The 22,235-nt window shown below is 36.1% G+C and carries 20 protein-coding genes; 11 read left to right on the top strand and 9 right to left on the bottom strand.

Annotated features, from left to right (window positions below; all coding sequences use genetic code 11):
* Positions 1–38: 38 nt before the first annotated feature.
* Together GO495_RS29965 and GO495_RS29960 are read right to left on the bottom strand one after the other, a co-directional pair.
* Entirely contained in the window at positions 39–2,660 is a 2,622-nt protein-coding gene (locus tag GO495_RS29965; protein ID WP_157303640.1) for a GmrSD restriction endonuclease domain-containing protein, read from the bottom strand.
* Positions 2,650–3,942: a DUF262 domain-containing protein gene (locus tag GO495_RS29960; RefSeq protein WP_157303639.1), complete on the bottom strand. Its 1,293-nt coding sequence runs from the start codon at positions 3,940–3,942 to the stop codon at positions 2,650–2,652. The genes GO495_RS29965 and GO495_RS29960 overlap by 11 nt, the downstream gene beginning before the upstream one ends.
* Positions 3,943–4,240: 298 nt before the next feature.
* Between GO495_RS29960 and GO495_RS29955 the strand changes: the two genes are divergently transcribed.
* From GO495_RS29955 to GO495_RS29945, 3 genes are all read left to right on the top strand, one after another.
* Positions 4,241–4,480 (top strand): hypothetical protein, encoded by a 240-nt coding sequence (locus GO495_RS29955; protein ID WP_157303638.1) that lies wholly within the window; start codon positions 4,241–4,243, stop codon positions 4,478–4,480.
* Positions 4,481–4,799: 319 nt separating this feature from the next.
* Complete coding sequence (locus GO495_RS29950; protein WP_157303637.1) at positions 4,800–6,887, top strand: GNAT family N-acetyltransferase; 2,088 nt, start codon at positions 4,800–4,802, stop codon at positions 6,885–6,887.
* Entirely contained in the window at positions 6,880–7,311 is a 432-nt protein-coding gene (locus GO495_RS29945; protein WP_157303636.1) for an ASCH domain-containing protein, read from the top strand. Before GO495_RS29950 ends, GO495_RS29945 begins: the two co-directional genes overlap by 8 nt.
* A 127-nt stretch (positions 7,312–7,438) precedes the next feature.
* Here the strand turns inward: GO495_RS29945 and GO495_RS29940 are convergent, their stop codons facing one another.
* On the bottom strand, positions 7,439–8,218 hold the full coding sequence (locus GO495_RS29940; protein ID WP_240915378.1) for an HNH endonuclease: 780 nt from the start codon (positions 8,216–8,218) through the stop codon (positions 7,439–7,441).
* 84 nt (positions 8,219–8,302) lie between these two features.
* Complete coding sequence (locus tag GO495_RS29935) at positions 8,303–10,048, bottom strand: hypothetical protein (RefSeq protein WP_157303634.1); 1,746 nt, start codon at positions 10,046–10,048, stop codon at positions 8,303–8,305.
* Between the two features lie 94 nt (positions 10,049–10,142).
* Here GO495_RS29935 and GO495_RS29930 point away from each other — a divergent pair, with 94 nt between their 5' ends.
* The 4 genes from GO495_RS29930 to GO495_RS29915 all read left to right on the top strand — a co-directional run bounded on the left by GO495_RS29930 (position 10,143) and on the right by GO495_RS29915 (position 13,447).
* Positions 10,143–10,439: a hypothetical protein gene (locus GO495_RS29930; protein WP_157303633.1), complete on the top strand. Its 297-nt coding sequence runs from the start codon at positions 10,143–10,145 to the stop codon at positions 10,437–10,439.
* A gap of 507 nt (positions 10,440–10,946) precedes the next feature.
* On the top strand, positions 10,947–11,195 hold the full coding sequence (locus tag GO495_RS29925; RefSeq protein ID WP_157303632.1) for a hypothetical protein: 249 nt from the start codon (positions 10,947–10,949) through the stop codon (positions 11,193–11,195).
* A gap of 610 nt (positions 11,196–11,805) precedes the next feature.
* Entirely contained in the window at positions 11,806–12,855 is a 1,050-nt protein-coding gene (locus GO495_RS29920) for a ParA family protein (RefSeq protein WP_157303631.1), read from the top strand.
* Positions 12,848–13,447 carry a HEPN domain-containing protein gene (locus GO495_RS29915; RefSeq protein WP_157303630.1) on the top strand — a complete coding sequence of 200 codons (600 nt, stop codon included), beginning with the start codon at positions 12,848–12,850 and terminating at the stop codon, positions 13,445–13,447. Before GO495_RS29920 ends, GO495_RS29915 begins: the two co-directional genes overlap by 8 nt.
* Before the next feature lie 231 nt (positions 13,448–13,678).
* On the opposite strand, the gene GO495_RS29910 is transcribed toward GO495_RS29915, so the two are convergent.
* The 5 genes from GO495_RS29910 to GO495_RS29890 all read right to left on the bottom strand — a co-directional run bounded on the left by GO495_RS29910 (position 13,679) and on the right by GO495_RS29890 (position 17,760).
* Complete coding sequence (locus tag GO495_RS29910; RefSeq protein ID WP_157303629.1) at positions 13,679–15,259, bottom strand: recombinase family protein; 1,581 nt, start codon at positions 15,257–15,259, stop codon at positions 13,679–13,681.
* Positions 15,201–15,467 (bottom strand): hypothetical protein, encoded by a 267-nt coding sequence (locus tag GO495_RS29905; protein WP_157303628.1) that lies wholly within the window; start codon positions 15,465–15,467, stop codon positions 15,201–15,203. Before GO495_RS29905 ends, GO495_RS29910 begins: the two co-directional genes overlap by 59 nt.
* 348 nt (positions 15,468–15,815) lie before the next feature.
* On the bottom strand, positions 15,816–16,016 hold the full coding sequence (locus tag GO495_RS32775; RefSeq protein WP_420808927.1) for a helix-turn-helix domain-containing protein: 201 nt from the start codon (positions 16,014–16,016) through the stop codon (positions 15,816–15,818).
* A 71-nt stretch (positions 16,017–16,087) separates the two neighbouring features.
* On the bottom strand, positions 16,088–16,798 hold the full coding sequence (locus tag GO495_RS29895) for a HEPN domain-containing protein (protein WP_157303626.1): 711 nt from the start codon (positions 16,796–16,798) through the stop codon (positions 16,088–16,090).
* A 230-nt stretch (positions 16,799–17,028) separates the two neighbouring features.
* The gene (locus GO495_RS29890) at positions 17,029–17,760 is read right to left on the bottom strand and encodes a sensor histidine kinase (RefSeq protein WP_157303625.1); all 732 of its coding nucleotides are present in this window, start codon (positions 17,758–17,760) and stop codon (positions 17,029–17,031) included.
* A 527-nt stretch (positions 17,761–18,287) separates the two neighbouring features.
* Between GO495_RS29890 and GO495_RS29885 the strand changes: the two genes are divergently transcribed.
* The 4 genes from GO495_RS29885 (at position 18,288) to GO495_RS29870 (ending at position 22,230) form a co-directional block, all read left to right on the top strand.
* Complete coding sequence (locus tag GO495_RS29885; RefSeq protein ID WP_149694600.1) at positions 18,288–18,494, top strand: helix-turn-helix transcriptional regulator; 207 nt, start codon at positions 18,288–18,290, stop codon at positions 18,492–18,494.
* A gap of 189 nt (positions 18,495–18,683) precedes the next feature.
* Positions 18,684–18,998, top strand: coding sequence for a helix-turn-helix domain-containing protein (locus GO495_RS29880; RefSeq protein WP_157303624.1), 315 nt, complete (start codon positions 18,684–18,686; stop codon positions 18,996–18,998).
* A gap of 29 nt (positions 18,999–19,027) precedes the next feature.
* Positions 19,028–21,100, top strand: a complete 2,073-nt coding sequence (locus GO495_RS29875) for a type I restriction-modification system subunit M (protein ID WP_157303623.1) — start codon at positions 19,028–19,030, stop codon at positions 21,098–21,100.
* The gene (locus GO495_RS29870) at positions 21,097–22,230 is read left to right on the top strand and encodes a restriction endonuclease subunit S (RefSeq protein ID WP_157303622.1); all 1,134 of its coding nucleotides are present in this window, start codon (positions 21,097–21,099) and stop codon (positions 22,228–22,230) included. Before GO495_RS29875 ends, GO495_RS29870 begins: the two co-directional genes overlap by 4 nt.
* Positions 22,231–22,235: the final 5 nt, after the last annotated feature.

The raw sequence follows: 22,235 nt of genomic DNA, 5'->3' as shown, positions 1-22,235 counted from the left end.
TGCGCCATCTCTAATTGTAAGGTAAAACAAAGGGGAAACTATCTCAACGAATCTATCTTTTTATTAATGTAACATTTGGCTTCCAGGCTTACTTTGGAATCCTTTTCTCCAATCAATTCCCACCATTCCAAAATCAGGGGAACCACGGGATCGTCGGTGATATTTAGCATTTCGTTATTTGTAAATTTATTTTTGTCTTGTTGTGTCAATATGAACTTGAACCATTTAGGTTGATATCCATTAATAAAGTCTTTACTTTTGAGATCAAGATTAACAGTGCCCAATAGACCATAAGCATTTTGCCTTAAAGCACGGTGGCCGAATTGGCCTTTCAATTCATAATAGTAGCCTTCTATTTTTTGCGTTTCTAACAGCATGATTTGCCCTATGTCGCCTGGATTCCCCCAAGCGGCAAAACTAGCTGCTATTTCCATAGCATCAGTCAGATCCAGCAAGTTAGTATCGAATCCATAATGTTGAAAAATGCCTGCGAGATAAACGTCAATTTCTGCTTCGTAATTTTCTTTAGAAACAACGCCAATGTCATAAATCGCTTCTCTAAGAAAATGATATAAGCTATGTTCCTGATATTGATACGGTAAAAAAGGATGTTGCCCTGTTAATAAGTAATTTACGTCATCAAAGAGTGGTTGGCCTTGAAGATTCCTGCTATAGGTAGTCGAGGAATTTGTCCAATCAATCGTCCGTTCGCCACGATATAAAAATTGGGGTACAGGCTTATTATTCCTCCCAATCGTTTTTTGTGGATATTCCTTTTTTAAATATTCAACCAACTCCTGAAGTGATGTCGCAATTCTTTCTTTAAATAAAATGTTGATCATATCGCCGCCATGTTTCAAAATTTCGTTGTCTTTCCATTTTTGATGGCTAAAGATCAGTGTTTGCTTAAGGCTTTCAACCCTGTTTTCTTTGACATCTGCTTCGAAATATTCCTTTTTGCTCTCAAAAACAGCATTGCTGTATTTGGAATTGCTGCTTCTTGAAATAAGGCATAAATTCCCAAAGTTATCTAAATTGTGGACGTGGTGATTATGATCAGTGTCTGGCCTTTGTGGTGCGACATGTTCGACAGAGTTGTTTTGCCGGAATCGGAAGTTATTAAAAACGCCTGCATTTTCTTTAATTTGGATTAGCACTTCATCACTCACGTAACTTTTATCATATGTCGAATCATTTAATGCCTTATAAATTTGCCAAAGCCGAAAGTCTAAATAATTGAAAAGGTAGATCGGAGTGTCGGTACCATTTTCCAGGTTTTTGCTTGTCTGGGAAAAGATGTCCTGGCTAATTTTCAGTAACGCTGAATTAAATGTGATTTCATCTTTTGCCGGGCTTTCTTTGAATAATGCTAAAACTGTTTGCAGCCAGTTCTTATAATTATTACTTGTAAACGATGCCTGGAACATCGATTGCAACATCACTATGGGCTGTGTATTATCAAAAACATTTAAATAATTTCCTTTTATGAATTTTAATATCTTCCAGGTGGAACCAGTTGCTTCTTCTTCCCGTTTGATGATATAACGGTCAAAAATGGTGCGATAATAAATAAGATCATTGATAAAGTTGATGGCGTTTGGCAATGCCCGCTTTTTCTTATTGTCGCAGCCAAATTCATGCAACAATCTTTTGTCGTCCAGTGATACGCTGTCATCTGATAGATGCAATCTTAGCACATGAAGTAGAAAGTTAGGAAAATTGATAATTGATTGATACCTAGTCTCCGGCGAGACGTCCTGTTTCTTATCTGCGTTGTAGAGGTAGGGCTCACCTAGAATAGTCATTAACTCGTTTTTGCTATCTTCTACAATCGTCGTAACTGTGTCCGCAGTGGTCATTAAGTAGTCCTTGGGGATCTCGTTAAGACTAGGGCCAAAGATATTTGTCTGTATATCCCCGGTAAAGCAAGTCTGAATGTATCTATCCATCTGTGAGCATGCATCCCATGCTATTGCAAATGCTTTCCTTGTATTTTCATCCTTATATTTCAGTGTGCCTAATAATGTAGCTTTTAAAATCTCATGCGGTTCCAACTGTTCCCCACGATTGTTCATGATCTCAAAATATTGGTTGAGATTTGTTTTTTCAGGCAGGGGAATGCGAATGACGCAAACATTATCATAGAGATAGCTTATAAATTTTTCAACTTTTTCAACGGCTTCATTTTTATTAAGCACTCTGAAAAAATGAAGAATATCCTTAATGCCGTTTGCAAGCGATTTCGTTTTCCCTGGGCGATCATCAAATGCAAATATTTCGTCAAAGCTTATCAAATATTTTTCAATAAGGTCTCCGGATGGAACTCGTCCTTCAAAGTTCAGATTCAACTCTTTCGCGACCAGGGGCTGGTTGGGAAATAAGTGCTTGACTGTTAAATTTATCAAGGTCAGCGTCGTATGACGTTGTTGGCCGTCGATAATTTCATAGTCTCCATTACTTTTTTTTGATACAACAAGATTTCCGATAAAATATTTGCTCTGAGGATCTTCAGTACACCGTTGCAAAATATCATTTAATAACTGCTCAATCTCAATATTTGTCCAGGCATACGCTCTCTGGTAAAGCGGAATGATGTATGATCCATTATTCAGTAAGCTGCTGACATTTAAAACTTCAGGTTCAAGTTCGTTATTTACCATTGAGTTCGATCAAATCTAAATTTTCATTAATAAATATTGCTCTAACCGAGGTGATTTTTTTCTTTACTTCACTAAGTCTTAATCCATCACGTATCACGGATAGTTTTTCGGGATTTAAAGTTTCTTGCATTAAGCGGAAAACATTATTTCTTTCCTTGTGTACATACGAATTACTACTCAGATATCTGACACTTATATTTTCGATTCTCTGTTTGTAAGCCCACATGAAAAGCAAAGGATAGTTCTGTTCAAATTCACTCAGTCCGAAGCGGTCAAAATAGCACATAACAGCTGATTTATATAGAATCTTTGTGTATTTATCCCCCGCCCTGTAATCTTCAGGGTATTCGCTATGTTTATTAAACTCGTGAAAAGCTAATGATATAGTGCCATCAAATAAATGTTTTTTCATTTGATGATAATGGCCGATCATTTCGAAAAACCTTCTCCCATTAATGATTACCTGATTGATTTGAAATGGATAAGTGACAGTTTGTGTATTAGAGAATGGAAAGAACTGTTCATTAAGTTTATAAGGAATAAGATAAGAGTAATCTGGAGACTTATCTAAATTGGATCCTTTAAATTCGTCAATGTCATCCTTGGTGAAAGGACCTGCGTGCTTTCCCCTCGACCATAATCTTATCCTATAAAGGTAAGTGCCAATCAGACTCTTCAAGCTGTCTTCACCAATCTCATCCCAGATATTAGCACAACATCGCTTTTCATCCGGTTCTTTACCTTCCATTTCCCTCAAATGGAAGGCTTTCAACAGGTCAGTTGGATCGAGCGCCTTGCCTCTTGAATTTTGAGCGTCAAAAAATTGAAATGCATCCGCTAAGTTATTTAGCTGAATAGTTACTGCTTCGCATTGCGTGAGCAGGTAGTTTTTGAATTCATTATGTTCCTCAGGAGATAACCTGGCAACCCATTGGGCTATGGCGAACTGATTTGCCTTTATATTCTTCTGAGATTCCACATGCGCAAATTTTGCGTTGAGCAATGCAGGCACGAGATCGCCAAGTTCATAAAGAATTATTATTAAAGTCGTAAGTCGCTGCTGCCCATCAACGATATTAAGAACTCCTTCTCCCTCTTTTTCAAAAATAAAAGTTCCTATCCGATAAACAGGCTGGGTCCTTATCGCGAATTCAATATCATTCAGTAATTGCAATACATGTCTGACTTGCCATTTATATGGCCTTTGATAAGTAGGAATTGTCAGCTGATTGAGGTTCACAATTTCGCCTATTGGCTTAACGTCAGTGATAGGTTTGGACATGGCGGCAAATTTAATAAAAAATCTGGAAAGCCATTTTGCTTAGCCTTTGACAAATCAATTAAAACTTCATTTGACAATATCTTATCAGTTGACCCTGAATTGAGGATAAGCGTTACCTCGACTGCTACAATAGTCGTCTTAATTCAATACCTAAACCATTGAACCTTGTGTCAAATTGACTAATACAGGGGTCCTTTGATGATCTTTCTTAATAACAACTATGTCTTTAGTTTCTAACAGTCTACAAATAAGCAGCAATTAACGTATATTTAGTAAGAACTTAATAAAATATAGATTTATGGGTTATAATGATCATATTGATTTCGAATTGCATGTGGCGATTCAAGATCTCATAGATGAGGGCTTAATAGATGATAAAATGGATGCAGCCGGTGTGGCCAGGCAAGTGATCCATTCAGGTTATGGTTCACTTTCTCTGAAGCAAAAGGCCCTTTACGATGCAGTTATCATCCCAAAACTTGAAAAAAGAGGAGGGGAAATCGAAATTATCCAGAGATTAAATTCTTGGCCGGAATAAACTATGATTTTATTAGTAGTTATAATAAGCCTTTCTTATATGGACTATGATTTTAAAAGGTGTACTTCATTATATAATTTCAGATATTAATTTTATTTTTTCAAATAATTTCCCAAATCTGAAAGGATCTGGAGCATTGGGGCATTTTTCTACCATCAAAAACATAAGAAGGTTTATTTTCAAGATCATAATAAAAATTCTGAGTAGACCAAACGGACTTCGTGAAACTCAATATATAACGCAGTTTAGATATTTTATCTTTAATGAAAATGTTACCTTTCAGAATTAAAGCCTTATCCCATGTTTATTACTTCACACAATGGCAAATGAGATCACATTAGCTAAAATATCTCATTTGGAAGATATTATTAAGTTATGGGGTGGAAACCGTGCCACCCTTGGGCTTATGCCTAGAGATGCCTTTATAGATAGCATTAAAAAGAACTGGGTTATTATAGCTCGAGAAGATGGCTTTGTGACGGCGTACTTATTATTTCGCTTTACAAACAGAAATCAAACCTTATCCATTGTTCATTTGTGTGTAGACAAGGACTCCAGAGGTAAAGGACTTTCTTCCAAACTTATTGACAAGCTTGTTGAACTATATAAATCATCAGCACGGGGAATTAAACTCAGTTGCCGTAGTGATTATTTACATGCTATTGAATTTTGGAAAAGATATAATTTTCAACCCAAAGGGAGGCAACCCAGCCGGGGCAGCAACCAGAATGTCCATTTGATCATCTGGTGGTTTAGTTTCGGGAAAAATGATTTGTTTTCTTATATCGAGACAGACAAAATAAAAGCCGTATTAGACTTTAATATTATTGCCAAACTTCGGGATTTAAATATAAACGATGATTGCTACGAAGAAGTCGCCCATCTCCAGAATGACTATTTAGTTAGTGACGTAGAATATTTTCAAACTTCGGAAACCATAAGCGAAATTTTCCGGGATCAAAACCAAGAACGGAAAAACCGGAGTACTGCTTTTATCAGAAATTTTCCAGAATTAAATATTCATAAACCCAGCATCAACGACCTGGAAATCCAACTTCAAGGTATTATCTCCGGTACTTCAGATAACGATAGGTCTGACCGGCGGCAAATTGCGGAGGCTATTCTCTCAGGGTTTCCTTATTTTATTACTCTTGATGAGGGTATTTTAAAAAACAAGGCGCATATCAAAGATAAATATCAATTAAAAGTACTGAAACCCTCTTCGTTGTTCTTGGAAATAGATGTTTCTACAAATGCGATTGATTATTTCCCAAGTAAGCTCTCAGGTAGTAACTTTTCTATTAAAAAGGCAACCGCAGATGAAAGTGACATACTTTCATCCTTTTTTCTCAAACACGGGGACGGCGAAAAAAAGAATGATTTTAGTATCTGTATCAGTCTAATTTTAAAAAATACGGGTACGTTACTATTGATTAATGAAGGTAATGATCAGGTTGGATTAGTGGGCCACTATGATAAGGATAACATGGTAATGGTTCCGTTGCTCAGGACTAAGCAATACAATCTACGTCAGACAATATTCATGCAAAATACTTATGACCTGATCAATCATGCCATAAAAAGAAATAAAGAATTTATTATTGTGACAGATAAATTTCTGACTCCAATAGAAATTTCTATTTTAGAATCTTATGGCTTCTATCCTCATAAAAAAGGCTACATCAAGGGGGTATACAATAAAATTTGCCCCATCCAGAATTTAGAATCCGAGTTAAGTGATGCTGTAAAACATATACCTCAGTTATCCCTTGCTTTAACAAAATTCAAAGATGAACTTTCTGAAACTGCAATTATTCTAAATACATATTTCTTGGAAAGACAGCTATGGCCGCTAAAAGTGATGGATACCGAAATACCTTGTTTTATCATCCCGATAAAACCAGCTTACGCCAGGGAATTATTTGATGCAAAGGCCGCAAAACAAGATTTATTCGGTTCACAGCCACAATTGATTTGGAATAAGGAGAACGTATATTATCGAAACCTGAAGCCAAACATTGAAAAGTTTCCAGCTAGGATTCTTTGGTATGCCAGCCAAGATGGTCAATCAAGCCGACAAATGTCTTTGGTTTGTTCCTCTTATTTAGACGAAATTATAATAGGACCTGCAAAAGATTTATTCAAAAAATATGATAAGTTTGGAGTGTATTCTTGGGATAAGCATATTAAACCCTTAGCCCAAAATGACCCTTATAAAGACATTAAAATTTTAAGGTTCAGTAACTCAGAACCTTTTGAAAATGTTGTAACTTATAAAAAAATTAAAGAAATACTTAAGTCCAGGGGAGAAAAAGACAATAACTTTCAATCGCCATTAAGGATTACAGCCTCGACATATATCGAGTTATATTGTATAGGGAAAGGAATAAAATTGAACAATGAGTAATTTGATTTTGATATCGATCAAGAGTAAATACGTAGATCAAATCCTATCGGGGCATAAAACGATAGAACTGCGTAAAGCTATGCCCAAAGCTACTAAAGGTGATATGATTATCATTTATACCACAAAACCCGTTATGGCTGTAACTGCTATAGCTATTGTCGGCAACATCATAAATTGTACACCAGCCGAAATGTGGCGCGATTATAAAAATAAGATAGGAGTAGATAAGAAAAGCTTCAATGAATATTACAAAACAGCCACCAAGGCAATTGGTATAGAACTTGAAAATGTCTTTAAACTAGATGCGGAGATCCTTTTAAGTGCTATTAAATTAATTAACCCGCAATTTTCCCCGCCCCAAACTTTTAAATATCTCAATAAATTTACCACGCTTCGCGAATATAAAAGCCTTAGGAATAATTAAATAAGTATGCTTTGATGCATTCTAAGCTTTATGAAAATTATTCATTAAAAAATAAATGTAGTTATGGAGCTAAAAAATATATGGGGGGGGTATTTTATATTATTAATTAATTGGTTTACAGAAGAATCTAACAATATAAAAAACTTTTTCCATTGTTGTTTCTAATCAAAGCCTGATAAGTATCAATTTCAGGACCAGCTAAATTTATAGCATACTCGATACCAAAGATTGCTATAACAAAAAACAACTCATTAGCATCTGAATAGTGAAAAGTATATTCATGCAACACTTCATATGTTTCTCCGTTTTCTGCTATAAATGTAAAGTCTGGAGGATACAGTATTCTTTGGCTATAATGCCATAACTTGATCTTTGCTGGTCCATAGCGCACATAGGATCTCAAGGGTTCCAGTTCGGCTTTATCAATTATTTCAGTTTCCCAACCGTCAACATTAAGTATTTTTTGGGTCAAAGCCTCTATTGCCATTTTCCCAAGCAAACGCGACAGTGGTACATTTTCTAGAACTGGCTCAATATGGTGGGGAATATACAGTTTATTAACTCTTCCTTTTACAATTAAGTCAACAATCTCAGACTTTGGAATATCAATAAACACTCCTGAAGGTTCTCGGTAAATTTCAACATTGCCTCCTTCGGGATGAACTATAAAACCTGTTGAAGGTATTACTCTTCTTTTTTTTGAAAGCACCCCCTGCGCGGATCTAATAAATTTAAAATATTCTTGACTTAATAATTGATTTTCAATCTTGATAGCAAAATATGAATTACATTGATCACAGACTATCCCCTTAGGTAATATGTGCTTTTTATTACCGAGGCTTTCAGGAATAATGTGCTCCACACTAGTGGAGTTGTCAGAATTTTTCTTACAGAAAATACAATTCATATATCTATCATATTTGAATCAAAGAATTGCTCTACTTTAAAATTGTTACCTATTGGGTGAAATATCCAACAATGTTGGGCTGTATTATTGAATACTTCCAAATTTTAATCCTACATCCTCTTTAATAGCCTCGATTATTCCCTTTAAGTCTTTAGTTGGAAAACGTTTAATATAGTCAAAAAACACCCATCTTAACCTGGCTGTGATAATAGGAAAGCTGTAAGTTAGCTTAATGTTTGCCCTCGAATTAAACTTACCTCCATGTTGAATAAAATTTCTCTGTTCATAGGCTTCTTCAAGTAATGAATAATAATAAGAACGCTGAGTTTTAATCCAATTTTTGGTGCTATATGTTTTCAATTCTCGGAATGCGTGATGAAAAAAAACACTAGTAATTCTATTTTTCAAGTCCTTAAAGTCCAATTCTTTTCTGACATAAGCGGTTTGTTCTTCAATTGTTATACCTATATCTTTATGATTGGTATTCAAAACATGAATCGAGTTCCGCAAATATTCATAAATCTGGGGATACCGGAACTGTTTTTCATGCAATAGAATCGCTCCTGATACGTAAGCCTTTACTTTTTTGTCAGCCGTTCCATCTTTCAATAACGCTTCAAGATATTGCCATAGACCGGCAATGTCATTTTTCCCTCTAGCTTCTACGTAACTTTGCTCTAATTGAAGAAATTTCTCTTTTGCAGGGGAAGGATTTCCATTAAAAAATTGATAAGCATTGTCCTCCAGTTTGATGCGCTCAAATTGATTTATTTGGATCTTTCCTGAGAGGTCCCCGAAGAAATATCCATAATTGATCCTGTCCTTGGAAAAAAAATAATTGGATCTGTTGACCATTAAACTTTGGCCAAGTACCTGGTTAATGTATTCTATAGTAAAATTAAGAAGTTTAATCGCCTCCCGATATGCTCCATTATAAGTGACACTTTTTACCCTTACCTCAGCAATTGAGTGCTCAGAACTAGACAAATAACCTTTAACAAGATCATCCATGGAATTATTGATGGCATCTTGCAACACTTTTTTATCGGGATGGTTGGCCGGGAATAATGAAGTATCTCCAAAATTGAAAACATAATCTAAGGGTAAAGTTAATCCTTCAATTTTAAAATTAACGTCCCAATCAAAGGCTTGTCTGTTTGAAAAACTATTGATAGCATCTAGCGTTTCATGAATGGTTTTCGTATCAAAAAATCCCCTTTTATCATCATCATTATATAAATGCCGAGGGTACGGAAATTTTGTAAAATCGTTAGTCATTATTTCCTCAAAAAGTTCCTGCGCCTGATTTTTGCTACCACGGATCATAACGATCTCGGACGCAAGTAGCCGGGTATGAAATATAATCTCCTTAAGATGGGCATCGACAGGACACTCACAAAGGACAAAATGTTTTATGGTATCCACTGCCTTTTTCAAAAAGTTATGTTGTAATTCCTCTCTAAGATCTTTTAAAGAATGAATAATATCAGGGAAACTAGTTTTTATAAATTGGTACTTATATCCTGACGCAATCCAGGAATTATACTTCTCTATCACTGGAGCATATTTCGAAAATGTCTCCATGTACGCTTTGGGATAGGTTTTTAGCTTAAAAAAGTGGTTTTTTAAATATATAACGCTTTTTTCAGTATTGTTATATTCCAACTGAAAAATAATCTTGTCTACAATTGAATGTGGATTATCGAGTTCAAATGTAGAGATCACCCCCGCAAATTGTACATAGTATTTATAATAATCCACGAACAAGTTTAGCTTCCTTTCTTGCAAGGGGTATTTTTGAAATTTAATTCGATTAAGTCCTGACTGCATATACCATTATGTTGTTCAAGATAATATTGCGTCCTCTTTAATGCTCGGTTTCCAAATATAAGCAAAAAGATAGAAGGTTTTAAAAAGCACTTTTATGAACATTCAACAAACGCTAAACAAGAAAGGACATAAAATTCATTTCTATTATGATCTGGCACACGGACCGGGACAACGCCCAACTACCTACATTTTTATTTATGCTAAACCCAATAGTCAAGAGCGGAAGAACTTCAATGAGGAAACGCTTAAAATTCCGGAAACAAAGAAAAGCCAGTTAACCATAGAACAACGAGCTATAGGTACCTCTATTATTCCGGCTCATAAGTTCAAGGCAAATTTCATTGAATATTTCGAGGAGTACATCAAATTAAATAAAAGAGAAGGAAATTGACATCTGAACTGTTCCCTTAGCAAATTTAAAGAGTTCATAAGAAATGATTTTATTTTTCCGGTTGATATTACGGAGAACTTTTATAAGCGGTTTCGTAGATATCTGATAAACTTACTAGTGAAACACGGGCAAACTATTATGCCCTTTTTAAGTGGGTCGTAAAGACGGTCCTCCAGGGAGGCATAACAGTGTCAATAGCTTTAATTGCAGTACTAATGCCAAACCTATTACCTTGTACTTGCATTTCATCATCATTCACGTAGATCAACTTTCCAAGGCCTGTATAAAGAAAAAATACAAACTAGTTGGTATTGTCCACTTGTCTAAATTTAAGCATCTTTATTACATATATTATGGCAAAGGCCCTTCAGAAGCGGAATTTATTAATGTAACAATTCCAAAGCTTAAACTGCTTCTATTTCTACCTATTTTATTTTTAATCTTAAATTTATTAATTTATGAAAAGAAAAGTAGTATTAATGGGATTCGCCTTAATTGGGCTTTTTATTGATAAGTAATTATACGCACGCCCAGAGTAAAGCAGATAAGGAAAAAACAGCAAATGATAGGGCGAGGACAGAAAGAGATAACGCAGCTCATGCCAGAGATAAGGGTGATGTCAAGGGGGCTGAAAAGGCTGCAAATAGGGCTGAAAAGGCTGCCAAGGAAACATCAAACAAAGATGCTCAAAAAGACGCAAAAGACGCAAGAGACGCCGCTAACGATGCAAAGGAAAAACACGGCAAACAACAATAGGCTATGAATGCAATAATGGAAGCTTTTTAGATTGGTCTCTACCGTAACTCAATTAGTTCTTTTTGCAATTTCTGTTGTTGGCAAAAAGACTTGATAAAGACATGAGAACAACTTTTGTTTTAAGTTATTGGGGAGAAAACTCTATAAATTACTAATGATCAACAAAATTGGCTCGATAATCTACCGCTACCGGACACTAAAATAGGAAACTTGCTCTTAAAGCAGGTTTCTTATTTTTCAGTCAACTGAACTGAACTTAAACAAATTAAATATTGCAGCTTAACCGACTGTCCATTTTATAGTTGCAATTCCAGATTGATAACATTATCATATTGTAGAAACAATAAATGTATAGTTAAATCAGATATTTAACTATACATTACAAACTCGTGATACAGAGAATGAATTCACAATTTGTGAGAAAAGTTATTTAAAGAAGAACCAATATATTGATGACTATATAAATAATAAGCTAAAAGGTATTATTAGGTTTCTTGCTACCGGCCATAATGCAGATGGTTACAGATTGAATTCGATGTTGGAGGTTGAAACTGCAAAATACCCCAATTGGGGCTAACCTAGCGGATGAAATAAATTGAATAATTAAAATATGACAAAGAAAATATCGCTGTTTAATCATAAAGGTGGAGTCAGTAAAACAACAACGACCTTTAATCTTGGATGGATGTTAGCAAAAAAAGGGTATAAAGTACTTTTGGTAGATGCGGACCCACAATGCAATTTAACAGGTCTAATACTTGGATATTCAGGCAATGATGATTTTGAAAATTTTTACACTAAATCTCCAGAAGTTAATTTAAAATCGGCGTTAAGACCAGCATATGAATCATTACCTAAATTAATAGAAGCAGTTGAGCCAGTAAAAGTTCGGAAAACTAAGAATTTATATTTAATACCTGGTCATATTAATTTGTCAGAGTATGAAATTACACTTGGCATTGCTCAAGAATTATCAAGTTCAATACAAGCTCTAAAAAATATCCCTGGAGCGTTGTCGTATTTTCTTGAAAAGGAAATTGAAAAATTTGATTTTGATTATGTCCTCATTGATATGAATCCAAGCTTGGGGCCTCTTAATCAGAATATACTAATGACTAGTGATTATTTTCTTGTACCCACATCCCCAGACTATTTTTCAAAAATGGCTATTGATTCATTGAACACAGTTTTTCCAAGATGGAATAAATGGTCTGAAAGAGCGCAAACGCTAACAGAGTTAGAAGCTGCCTCATACCCATTCCCCAAGGGATTTCCTAAGTTCCTAGGCACTATCATTCAAAAATATAGGCCAAGAAAGGGACAAGCGACTGAGGGGTTTCAAGCTTGGATTGATAGAATAAATAATGCTGTCGTTAATAACTTTGTTCCGGCAATGAATAAAATTAATATGCTTTTAGAAAAGGAAAAGTATGAAAGTATGGGAGAAGAGTTTATGCAAAGTTACTGTTTAGTTCAAATTCCAGATTTCAATACTTTAATAGCGACCTCGCAAGAACATAAAACTCCAGTCTTTGATCTAAAAGATGACATGTTTGGCCATGTAGGAGCAGTTTTGAAACAAGATCAGAAGAAGCGAAAAGAATTTTTAGAAATTTTTTCTAAATTAGCTGATGCAATAATATCACTTACTGATGAATAATGCATTTCTTCAATTTGAAATTAATATCAATGCCATTAAAGACCTCAAAGGTACTATTGATCATTTAGACACATTAACTACTAACGCTATAGACTTGTCAGATTTGTACAGATCACAAATTGTACTTGTTGCCAGTGCTCTCGATCATTTTGTACATGAATATGTCTTAAATGAAATGATTGAAATATATAAAGGAATTCGCCCTCCAACATCTGCATTCCTTCGATTTCAGATTCCTTTATCAATTACATATAATGATACAATTAAACCTTCTGAAAGTATTATCAGAAATTCGATAAGGGACAAACATTCTTGGTTAAGTTTTCAGGAGCCCGATAAGATAGCAGAAGCTATGAGGCTAATATCCGAAAAAAAAATATGGGAAGATGCAGGACGAGTACTTGGAATATCCTTAAAAGACCTTAAAGCACGTTTGAAACTAATTATAGATAGAAGAAATAAAATAGCCCACGAAGCTGATATGGATCCTACGAATCCAGGAACAAAATGGCCAATCTCCTCAACTGATGTTGAAAGTTGTATTGATTTTATACATAATATTGTAAAAGAATTAGTTCATGTTACAACATAATAACGATTACAAAACTTACTATAAAACAGGCCTTTTCCCTTTTTAGCTTTATAGACTTCGAACTTTTTCTTATATAGTATATCTCACTTTGAATTAAAGTAAACCAATACCACCAAGTTGGCAAATTGACTAATTTTCTTATCTTCGCCTCGACAGGTAGAAAGGGTTGGAAATCGTGCAAAACAGGCACGCTTTTTCAGCCTTTGAAATATCGTGACATTCATTTGACGTTCAGAGTTTATAAAATATTGGTATCCAGAAAGATAGTATTCCAGTTCTGGGCACACTAGTGGAAAGGTCGGAGAATTCTCCGACCTTTCTTTTTTTGTCTTCTTCTGAGCCCGCTACGGGCCTGCTTATTAACTCTAATATTACATTCGGTTCTGTGGTTCGAAGTTTGTTTTCTGAGAAAATCAGTTTTTCCGGGAAGATCGAACCAATGATTTGTTTTTTGCCGATTGGGGAAGCTGCGATATAGCGGGTGGCTATGTTTTTCATAATCTCGCCTCCTTTGCTCAGGTATTCCTGGTAATCGTCTTTGGTAGATAGTAACCGGATCTTTTGCTTTTCCAGGTCTTCTATTTGTTGCCGCAGGTCTTTCTTTATCTCCTTAAACTCATCAGCCGTGAAGTCTCCATCTAATAAAAGTGTACGTGCATTCTGTACCCTTAGATATAACTTATCTATTGCAGCCTGCACTTCTTTCTGTTCTTTCTCCTTTCCTTGCTCAGTTCCTTTTAATGCCTTGCTGATAAGCTGGCAATAGTAGTCTATTATAGGAGCATTGGTTGCTATCTGGCTTAACTGCTTTACAAATGCTTCATTGGCTGTTTCTGCCCGGAAACGTTCTTTACATAACTTAACTGACTGGCAATGGTAGTAATAATAAACCCCTCCATTACCACGAGAGCCACTGCCACTTAAAGGCTTTCCGCACCGTTTACAGGTTAGGAAGCCTCTGAGTGGTAAATATTCGTCAATCTCTGTAAACGAGTTTACTCTTACTTTACGTTTCTTACCTTTTAACACGTCCTGCACATCATCAAACAATTCCTCCGATACAATCGGCTGATGAATACCCTTTACACAATGTGCCGCCTCATTCTTATAAGCCGCCAGAAACACTTTACCACAATAGACAGGGTTACGTACTAAGCTCCAGAACTGGCTACGACCTACCTTTATTCCCTTACGGTTTACCATTCGTCTAAGTGCATCTATATCCCATATTCCTCTTGATAGCTCTTCAAATGCCCATTGGATAGTAGCTGCCTTTTCATTGGGAACGAGGAACGGTTTATTATGAGCATCCCTGCCATTATTATATCCTATTGGTGCAATGCCCAGGTAACGGCCATCCTTCTTTGCCCGTCGCATACCATGCAAAGTATTTAATGCTCTCCTATCGTTTTCCACTTCTGGCGTAGTCAGGTAAATAGCTAACATAATCTTGCTCTCTGGTATCTCCATATCCAAAGGCTGCTCAATAGATTGCGGTTCTACGGCATACTTCTTTAACCTACCTATCATTTCATAGGCTGCAGCTACATTACGAGAGAACCGATCCCACTTGGAGAACAGAATCAAATTAACAATTCCTTTGTTCCTGCTTACCACATTCAACATCTTCTGAAATTCAGGTCTGTCAAATGTTTTTGCAGAGTGATCCTCCCGGTAAATACCGACGACTTGTATATTCTCTTTTTCACAGTAACGTATCAATACATCTTCCTGATGGGCAAGGCTATACCCGTCAGCCTGTTCGTCTGTGCTGACCCTGGGATATAGGAATGCTTTTCGCTGAGTTATCATCTGTATACTCTTTAATGTGAATGACTGGCGTATCTTTTCGTATTGCGTCTTCGTAAATGCTAAGATCAATAGCTGCTAAACGATGTAAGAAGTCAATTATCAGGGAGACTTCTTCATCTGTATAAGCATATTTATCTGCTTGCAGTAAGCGTTTGGATACCTCCATAGATGGCTTAGTGGGTAACTGACGTTGGACTTCATGTTTCATATAATTGGATATAAAACGAAGGTATAACAACGTGAAATTTCACTTTCCCACTTGTGCTCGATCGTGCACGAACGTGTACGAATATTTCCAAAAGTTGCAAAGAAATGTTGTTTTATGCAAAGTTTTCTGCTTAGGAAATTGACATAACTATATTATTTAAAATGTGTCAATCGATAACCAGGACTACCAGAGAGCAACTGTAAACCAAAATCCGGATTAACAAATCCTTATACAATCAAAATCAATGCTATCGCATACCTATTGACATACACATTAATTACACATTGATTACCTGTTGAAAATCTTTGAAATTATTTACGTTCTATTCAATTCCATATGAAAGCAGGTTTAAATAGTATTACACTTCTCGCCCCGTGTTATTACATCTGCTATATGCACTTCATAATACTTACAAAGTCGGAGCAGTCTTGTTAAACAAAGGGTATCGTATTCTCCTTTTTCCACTTTACTGATTATACCGGGAGACATTTTTGTAGCTTTCGCAACAGTCCTTAAACTTTTATTATGCCTTTTCCGCAATTCAAACATTTCCTTCCCGATACATTGCAGGAAATTGTCCAATTTCTCCTTAAGATTACTTTTATTAAATTCAGACTGGCTCATTTATTATTTATTGTTAAAGGGAAGCTAATAGGTTGACTGGATTCCAGGCTAAGCTGCTTCCTGTCGTAAAACTTTTCAGCCAGATCTAATAAGGTCGTGACCCTGCCTATTAATATTTTCGCAATCTCAGTAGTTACTGTGTACTTCTCATTGTATCGAGCCTCTGAATAGGCTCTGTTCAATGTATTAAAGAGGTATGTTTCCTCTTTTGTCTGGCGGGGAAAGAGCGTTGCCAGTTCCTGGGAGAAATTACATATTAAGTCCAATAACCGGGAAAGATTATGTGTCGTTGGCCGGAAGCCGGTGTATGCCCTTATTATTGCGACACAGGCATGTTCTACAGACTGATGTAAGTCAAAGATGGTTTGTTCATTCCAACCATTATCCAAACAGTAATTCGCTGTCTTTAAAAAACGACGTGACATACCAAAACGTATGTGCCAGTTATCCTCTATCAAATTTTTCAGCACAGATATATCTGATTCGTTGGGAGGTGTAGATAAGGGTATGCCGTCACCGCTATATAGCATTACGCCCTTACGATACACAGTAGAAATAAAACGGCTACCATTTTCCAATGCTTTGTTAGCCGCGTTCAGTTGTTGCACAATAATAGTGGTATCACAACCCAATGGGAACGCTTGTTGTTCTGCAATTTCAATTATTTCATAATGGGCTCTTTGTTCTTCATCATTAGTTATAATCAAAAAGTCATAAGTAGGATTTATCCTTTTATTATGGGTATCCCCATCAAAAAAACAACTCCAATCATCCATAGTACAGGTGCGATAACCATAACATATAATTTTGACTGGATAAATAGCTTGCACTATCCTCTGTATTAACTGTACAAGTTGTGCTACCTGTTGTTTGGGTAGATGTTGTAAAGCCATTGTATTCATGTAAATGAGTTGAATTTTTAGTTATCGAATTAGGTTTAGTCTTGTGTATTTATCAGGACTAAAAAGGAGGTGCCACTGATATCGCTCTTAGCAAGCATAAGATCTCCTCCTAATGATGCGGCATATAACTTACTGATGTATAATCCCAATCCCATACTGCCTAACCCTTCATCAATAGATTGAAACGGTTGAAATAAAAAGGGGATCTTATCAACGGGAATACCTTGGCCAGAATCAGATATTTGGAGGAACAAACGGTTTTCTCTCAGCAAACAGATGTAAATGCAAATATTAGTGTTAGCCGGAGCAAATTTCAAAGCATTGTCTATTAAGTTCTTTAGAATTTGCCCCAGCTTTACTTCATCTGTCGTAATGTATTCTGGTACGTTACGTCGGAAATTGGTTTTTATTTTTACGGAACGAATGGCTGTAATGAGCTTATATTGTAGAATCTGCTCCTTTAACCAATGGCGAATTTGGATACGTTTCGGTAACGCCTTTATTGCCAGCTTTCCATCTTCAATGGTACTTGTTGCCATCATATTATTTAAAACATGCAAGACATTTATACTCATTGAGTTAATGTGTGATAGATAGAAGTTCTTATTCTTTCGGCTCTCTGTCCCATGCAAGAGTAGGTTACTTGCAGTACAGATACCGGCTATCTGAGTTCGCATCTCATGGGCAAGCATTCCCATAAAGATTTGCATTGTTTGGCTATCAGCCGCAGGGATGGCTTTAGATGGATTGTTGGGTACTACTAACATAAAAACGATTTAGAGAGTAAATGACATAGATTGCCGTATCCCATTTGAGGGATAATTTGAAGAGGGTAAATACTTGGTAATTGTTGGAGAAGTATCCAGGGTGGGAACGGGCAAAAATAAAAGGTGCAGGCTATTCTCACTGGTGCTGAAGGGCTACGACACCCCATGACTCCAAATAAGAACGCCCACACCAGTGATGTGAGCGATTTACCTTACTATCCGGAGTCGTTGAAAGGTCGTAGTTTTCAGCACCGAACATAAAGCAAACACGCTTATAATATTTTATGTGTTCGCAAATTACACTTCTTTTTTAACAAGTGTTATTCAAGAGAACTATATTCATATTATTGTTTTTTCAACTAAGTAAAAAGGTAAACATTTCTTTTTGACTATTGCTTATGACAATAATAATCATTTTTATTGATTTTATTGTTATTTATTTGATTTTAAAAATCACTATAATGATTATAAAGTCACTTTAATGACTAAAAATCAGTTAGTTAAATTTGCTTATAGCCTAATAGCAAATGAAAAAAGTTGAATACAATAGGATAAAAATTGTGCTGGTCGAGAAGAAAAAGACTAATAAGGAATTAGCTACCTATTTAAAAAATAAACCCGAGACGGTTTCACGTTGGTGTACTAATGACAGTCAGCCTAATATAGCAACGTTGTTTAAGATTGCGAAATTCCTGGGGGTGAAGGCATCGACATTATTGGTAGATCAAGATTGAAAGATTCCATTTAAATCTATGTGCGAATTTAAACTTAACCTTGAAATTCCACTGTATATATGAAGTATTAAATATACATTTCCTTTTTAAATTTGAGTTAAGCTAGTATAGATATTGTGATGAAGAATATTTTGTTCTAGCTTATCACCTAATTACTAAGTATTAGAATTCACTTTGCAAATTTTACTCTTGTTAATACTTGCTCAAAGAAAAAAACACGACCTATCACTACGTAAGGTTGCTGTAGACTTAGACATTGATATTTCTACATTAAGCAAGGTTGAAAAAGGCGAATGTGTTGCAAGCTCGAAAATGATTCCTATGGTTGCCCAATTATTTGAATTGAATTTTAAAGAATTTCAAATTTCCTATCATAAACAGACACTTGAAAATGCATATGGATGTGAATCTTTCTTTGAAGAGGCCAATATCTGTATTGGCATCAGAAAGAATTTAATTATGCTCTGGGATACAACGTTATATAACAAAGACTACATTTCTTAATTTTTATTACTGAAAGAACCGATTAAATCATGCAGGGAAAACAACTGAGAAAATTGGAAGCTGAATTATGGCGGGCTGCGGACCAATTGAGAGCAAATAGTAAACTAACCGCGACAGAATATTCTATGCCTGTATTGGGGTTAATATTCTTGCGGCACGCTTATAATCGCTTTTTGAAAGTCAAGGGACAAGTTGAGAAAACGCTGCCAGTTCATCCACAGCGAGGACGAAGGGCCTTGACAAAAAAAGATTTTGAAGAACAAAACTCAATGTTCCTTCCAGAAAAAACACAGTTTGCCTACCTGGTTTCTTTGCCAGAGAGCGCTGATATCGGTGAAGCCATTGACAATGCAATGAAATTGATCGAGGATGAGTATGAAAACTTGAAAGGGGTATTACCTAAGAACTTTTCCATATTCAGCAAAGACCTGCTTAGAGAATTGCTACGCATCTTCAACAAAGAAGTTTTGCAGAAAGCCGAAGGTGATCTGTTTGGAAAGATATATGAATACTTCCTCAACAAATTCGCTATGACAGGCGCACAGGAAGGCGGAGAATTTTTCACGCCTATGAGTCTTGTACAAACCATTGTAAACGTTATTGAACCAGATCATGGTATCGTATTCGATCCGGCTTGCGGGAGTGCTGGCATGTTTGTACAGACGGGGTATTTCATCGAAAGCGAAGGTTTACGACCTGCGGACAAAGTAACTTTTTACGGCCAGGAAAAAGCTGAACTCAACACCAAATTGGCAAAGATGAATCTTGCCGTTCATGGGCTCGAGGGAAACATACAGGAAGGAAACACCTTTTATGAAGACCGGCATAATCTAGTTGGCAAAGCCGATTTTGTTATGGCTAATCCGCCATTTAACGTAGATGGTGTAGATAAGAGTAAAGATTCAGTTAAGAAAGACTCTCGCCTTATCCTGGATGATAAGGTAAACCTACCCAAGAATGATAATGCCAATTATCTGTGGATACAGTATTTCTATAATTACCTGAAGCCAACAGGACGAGCAGGTTTTGTAATGGCATCTTCTGCCAGCGATGCAGGACACAGCGAAAAGGACATTCGGGAAAAGCTGGTAAAAACAGGGGCGGTTGATGTGATGATGGCCATTGGCAATAACTTTTTCTATACCCGTTCATTGCCCTGCACCCTTTGGTTTTTTGACAGAACAAAGGAGAAGGATAAAAAGAAACGTAATAAATTGCTAATGCTAGATGCTAGAAAAATTTACCGCAAGGTAACCAGCAAGGTAAACGACTTTAGCCCCGAGCAATTGCAAAACCTAATTTGCATTGTAAACCTGTATAGAGGTAATGCAAAAAAGTTTGAAAGCACGGTAAAAAGCTATTTACAAACCTCTGCAGACCTATCGAAAGAAACAGGCAAAGCCACTGCCGAACTGCAAAAGCAATTACAGAAGGTGCTTAAAACCGTAAGCGATTTTGCGATCAAGTACTCCAAAGAAAACAAAAAAGCGAAAGCATTTGTAGAAACTTTTAACATTATAGAAACCCAAAGCATTTACGAACAACAAAACAAGCTGATTGTAGAAACCAGGAAAGTAAAAGTCGATATTGAAGTATTGGAAAACATTGCCCACTCATGCAAAGCATTACGCAAACCGCAAGACAAAGTCATTAAGCAATTGCTGGATGGCATTGCAGCCGCCATCAAAGAACATCAGCTGAATAAAAATAAGGACTGGAAAGAATTAAACCTGAGAGAACAGCTTGACGAAATAAAAGCTCTGCAACAAAAGCTCAGTGGCAATCCCGAAGAGGAAGAACTTGGCCTGCTGTACGACACCGAATACTTTTATAAGCAAGCCCATTGGCTTATGAGCCGTTTTTCTGAAGGTGTTTACCAAGATGTGGAAGGGCTTTGCAAAATGGTAACACAAAAAGAAATAGAAGAAAAAGACTGGAGCTTAAGCCCCGGTAGGTATGTTGGCATAGATATCACTACCGATGGAGACTTTGATTACGAAGAACGTTTAAATGAAATACATATGGAACTAGATGGATTGAATGAGGAAGCCATTGAACTCGCAAAAATCATTTCTGAAAATTATAAAGAGCTTGCGGTATGAAATGGGAGAAAACTGAAATAGGTCAGCTTGGGCAAGTAATTACGGGAAATACGCCGCCGAGAAAAAACCCTGAATTATATGGAGATTTTATTCCGTTTATTAAACCGACCGACATTGAAATTGATAGAAGATTTACGCCAAATCCAGAGGAATGCTATTCAGAACTTGGGTTTGACAGGTATAGAAAATCATTGATTCCGAAAGGCGCAACATGTGTGGTAACAATAGGTAGTATTGGAAAAAAAATCACACAAGCCATAACAGATTGTTTTATTAATCAGGCAGTAAATGCAGTAATTCCTAATGAAAATTATGACGCAAATTTTGTTTTCTATCTTTTGAAAAATAATCTCAATAAAGTTAAAGGATTAGATTCAGGAACATCATCTGGAAGAGAGAATGTCTCCAAATCTTCTTTTTCCAGTATTGAAATTAAAGTTGTAAAAGATCTCTCCACACAACGCCGCATCGGGTCCATCTTATCGGCTTATGATGATTTGATAGAAAATAATTTGAATCGGATAAAATTGTTGGAGCAGAAAGCTAAACTGCACTACAAAGAACTGATGCAGGAATCGGCAAAATGGGATAGCGTAAAATTGGAGGAGTTTGTCTCGGTTGTTAAAGGTAGAAAGCCAGCGAGTGTCCTTGAGTATTCAGAAGATGATAGCCAACTGTATTTGCTTTTGGATACCATTGAAGGAACGAAGACATTGTATACTTCGGATTTAACATTGCCACTTTCTATAGAAACAGATGTATTGATGTGTATGGACGGTGCGAGAAGCGGATTGTCATTTAGAGGGATGGAAGGAGCAATAGGCTCTACAATGGCTATTTGGCGAAGCAATTCAGATAGAGTAAGTGGTGAATTTCTTTATCAATTTTTGAAACAAAATGAATCTGCAATAACACAAGGAAATACTGGCTCTGCAATTCCACATGCAAACAGGAAGTTTATTCTTGATATGAAATTGGCAATGCCACCAAAAAAGGATGCTGAATACTTTGAAGGGTTAACTATACCACTTATAAAATTAATGCATACATTGCGTAGGCAAAACTCCCGCCTTCGTGAAGCAAGAGATATTTTGTTGCCCCGTTTGATGAAAGGAGATATTGAAGTTTAATAAAT

The organism is Chitinophaga oryziterrae (assembly GCF_009758125.1).
Classification (GTDB): Bacteria; Bacteroidota; Bacteroidia; order Chitinophagales; family Chitinophagaceae; genus Chitinophaga; species Chitinophaga oryziterrae.
Note: the sequence above shows the minus strand (reverse complement) of the source record. Positions and strands in the feature narration are given on the sequence as shown.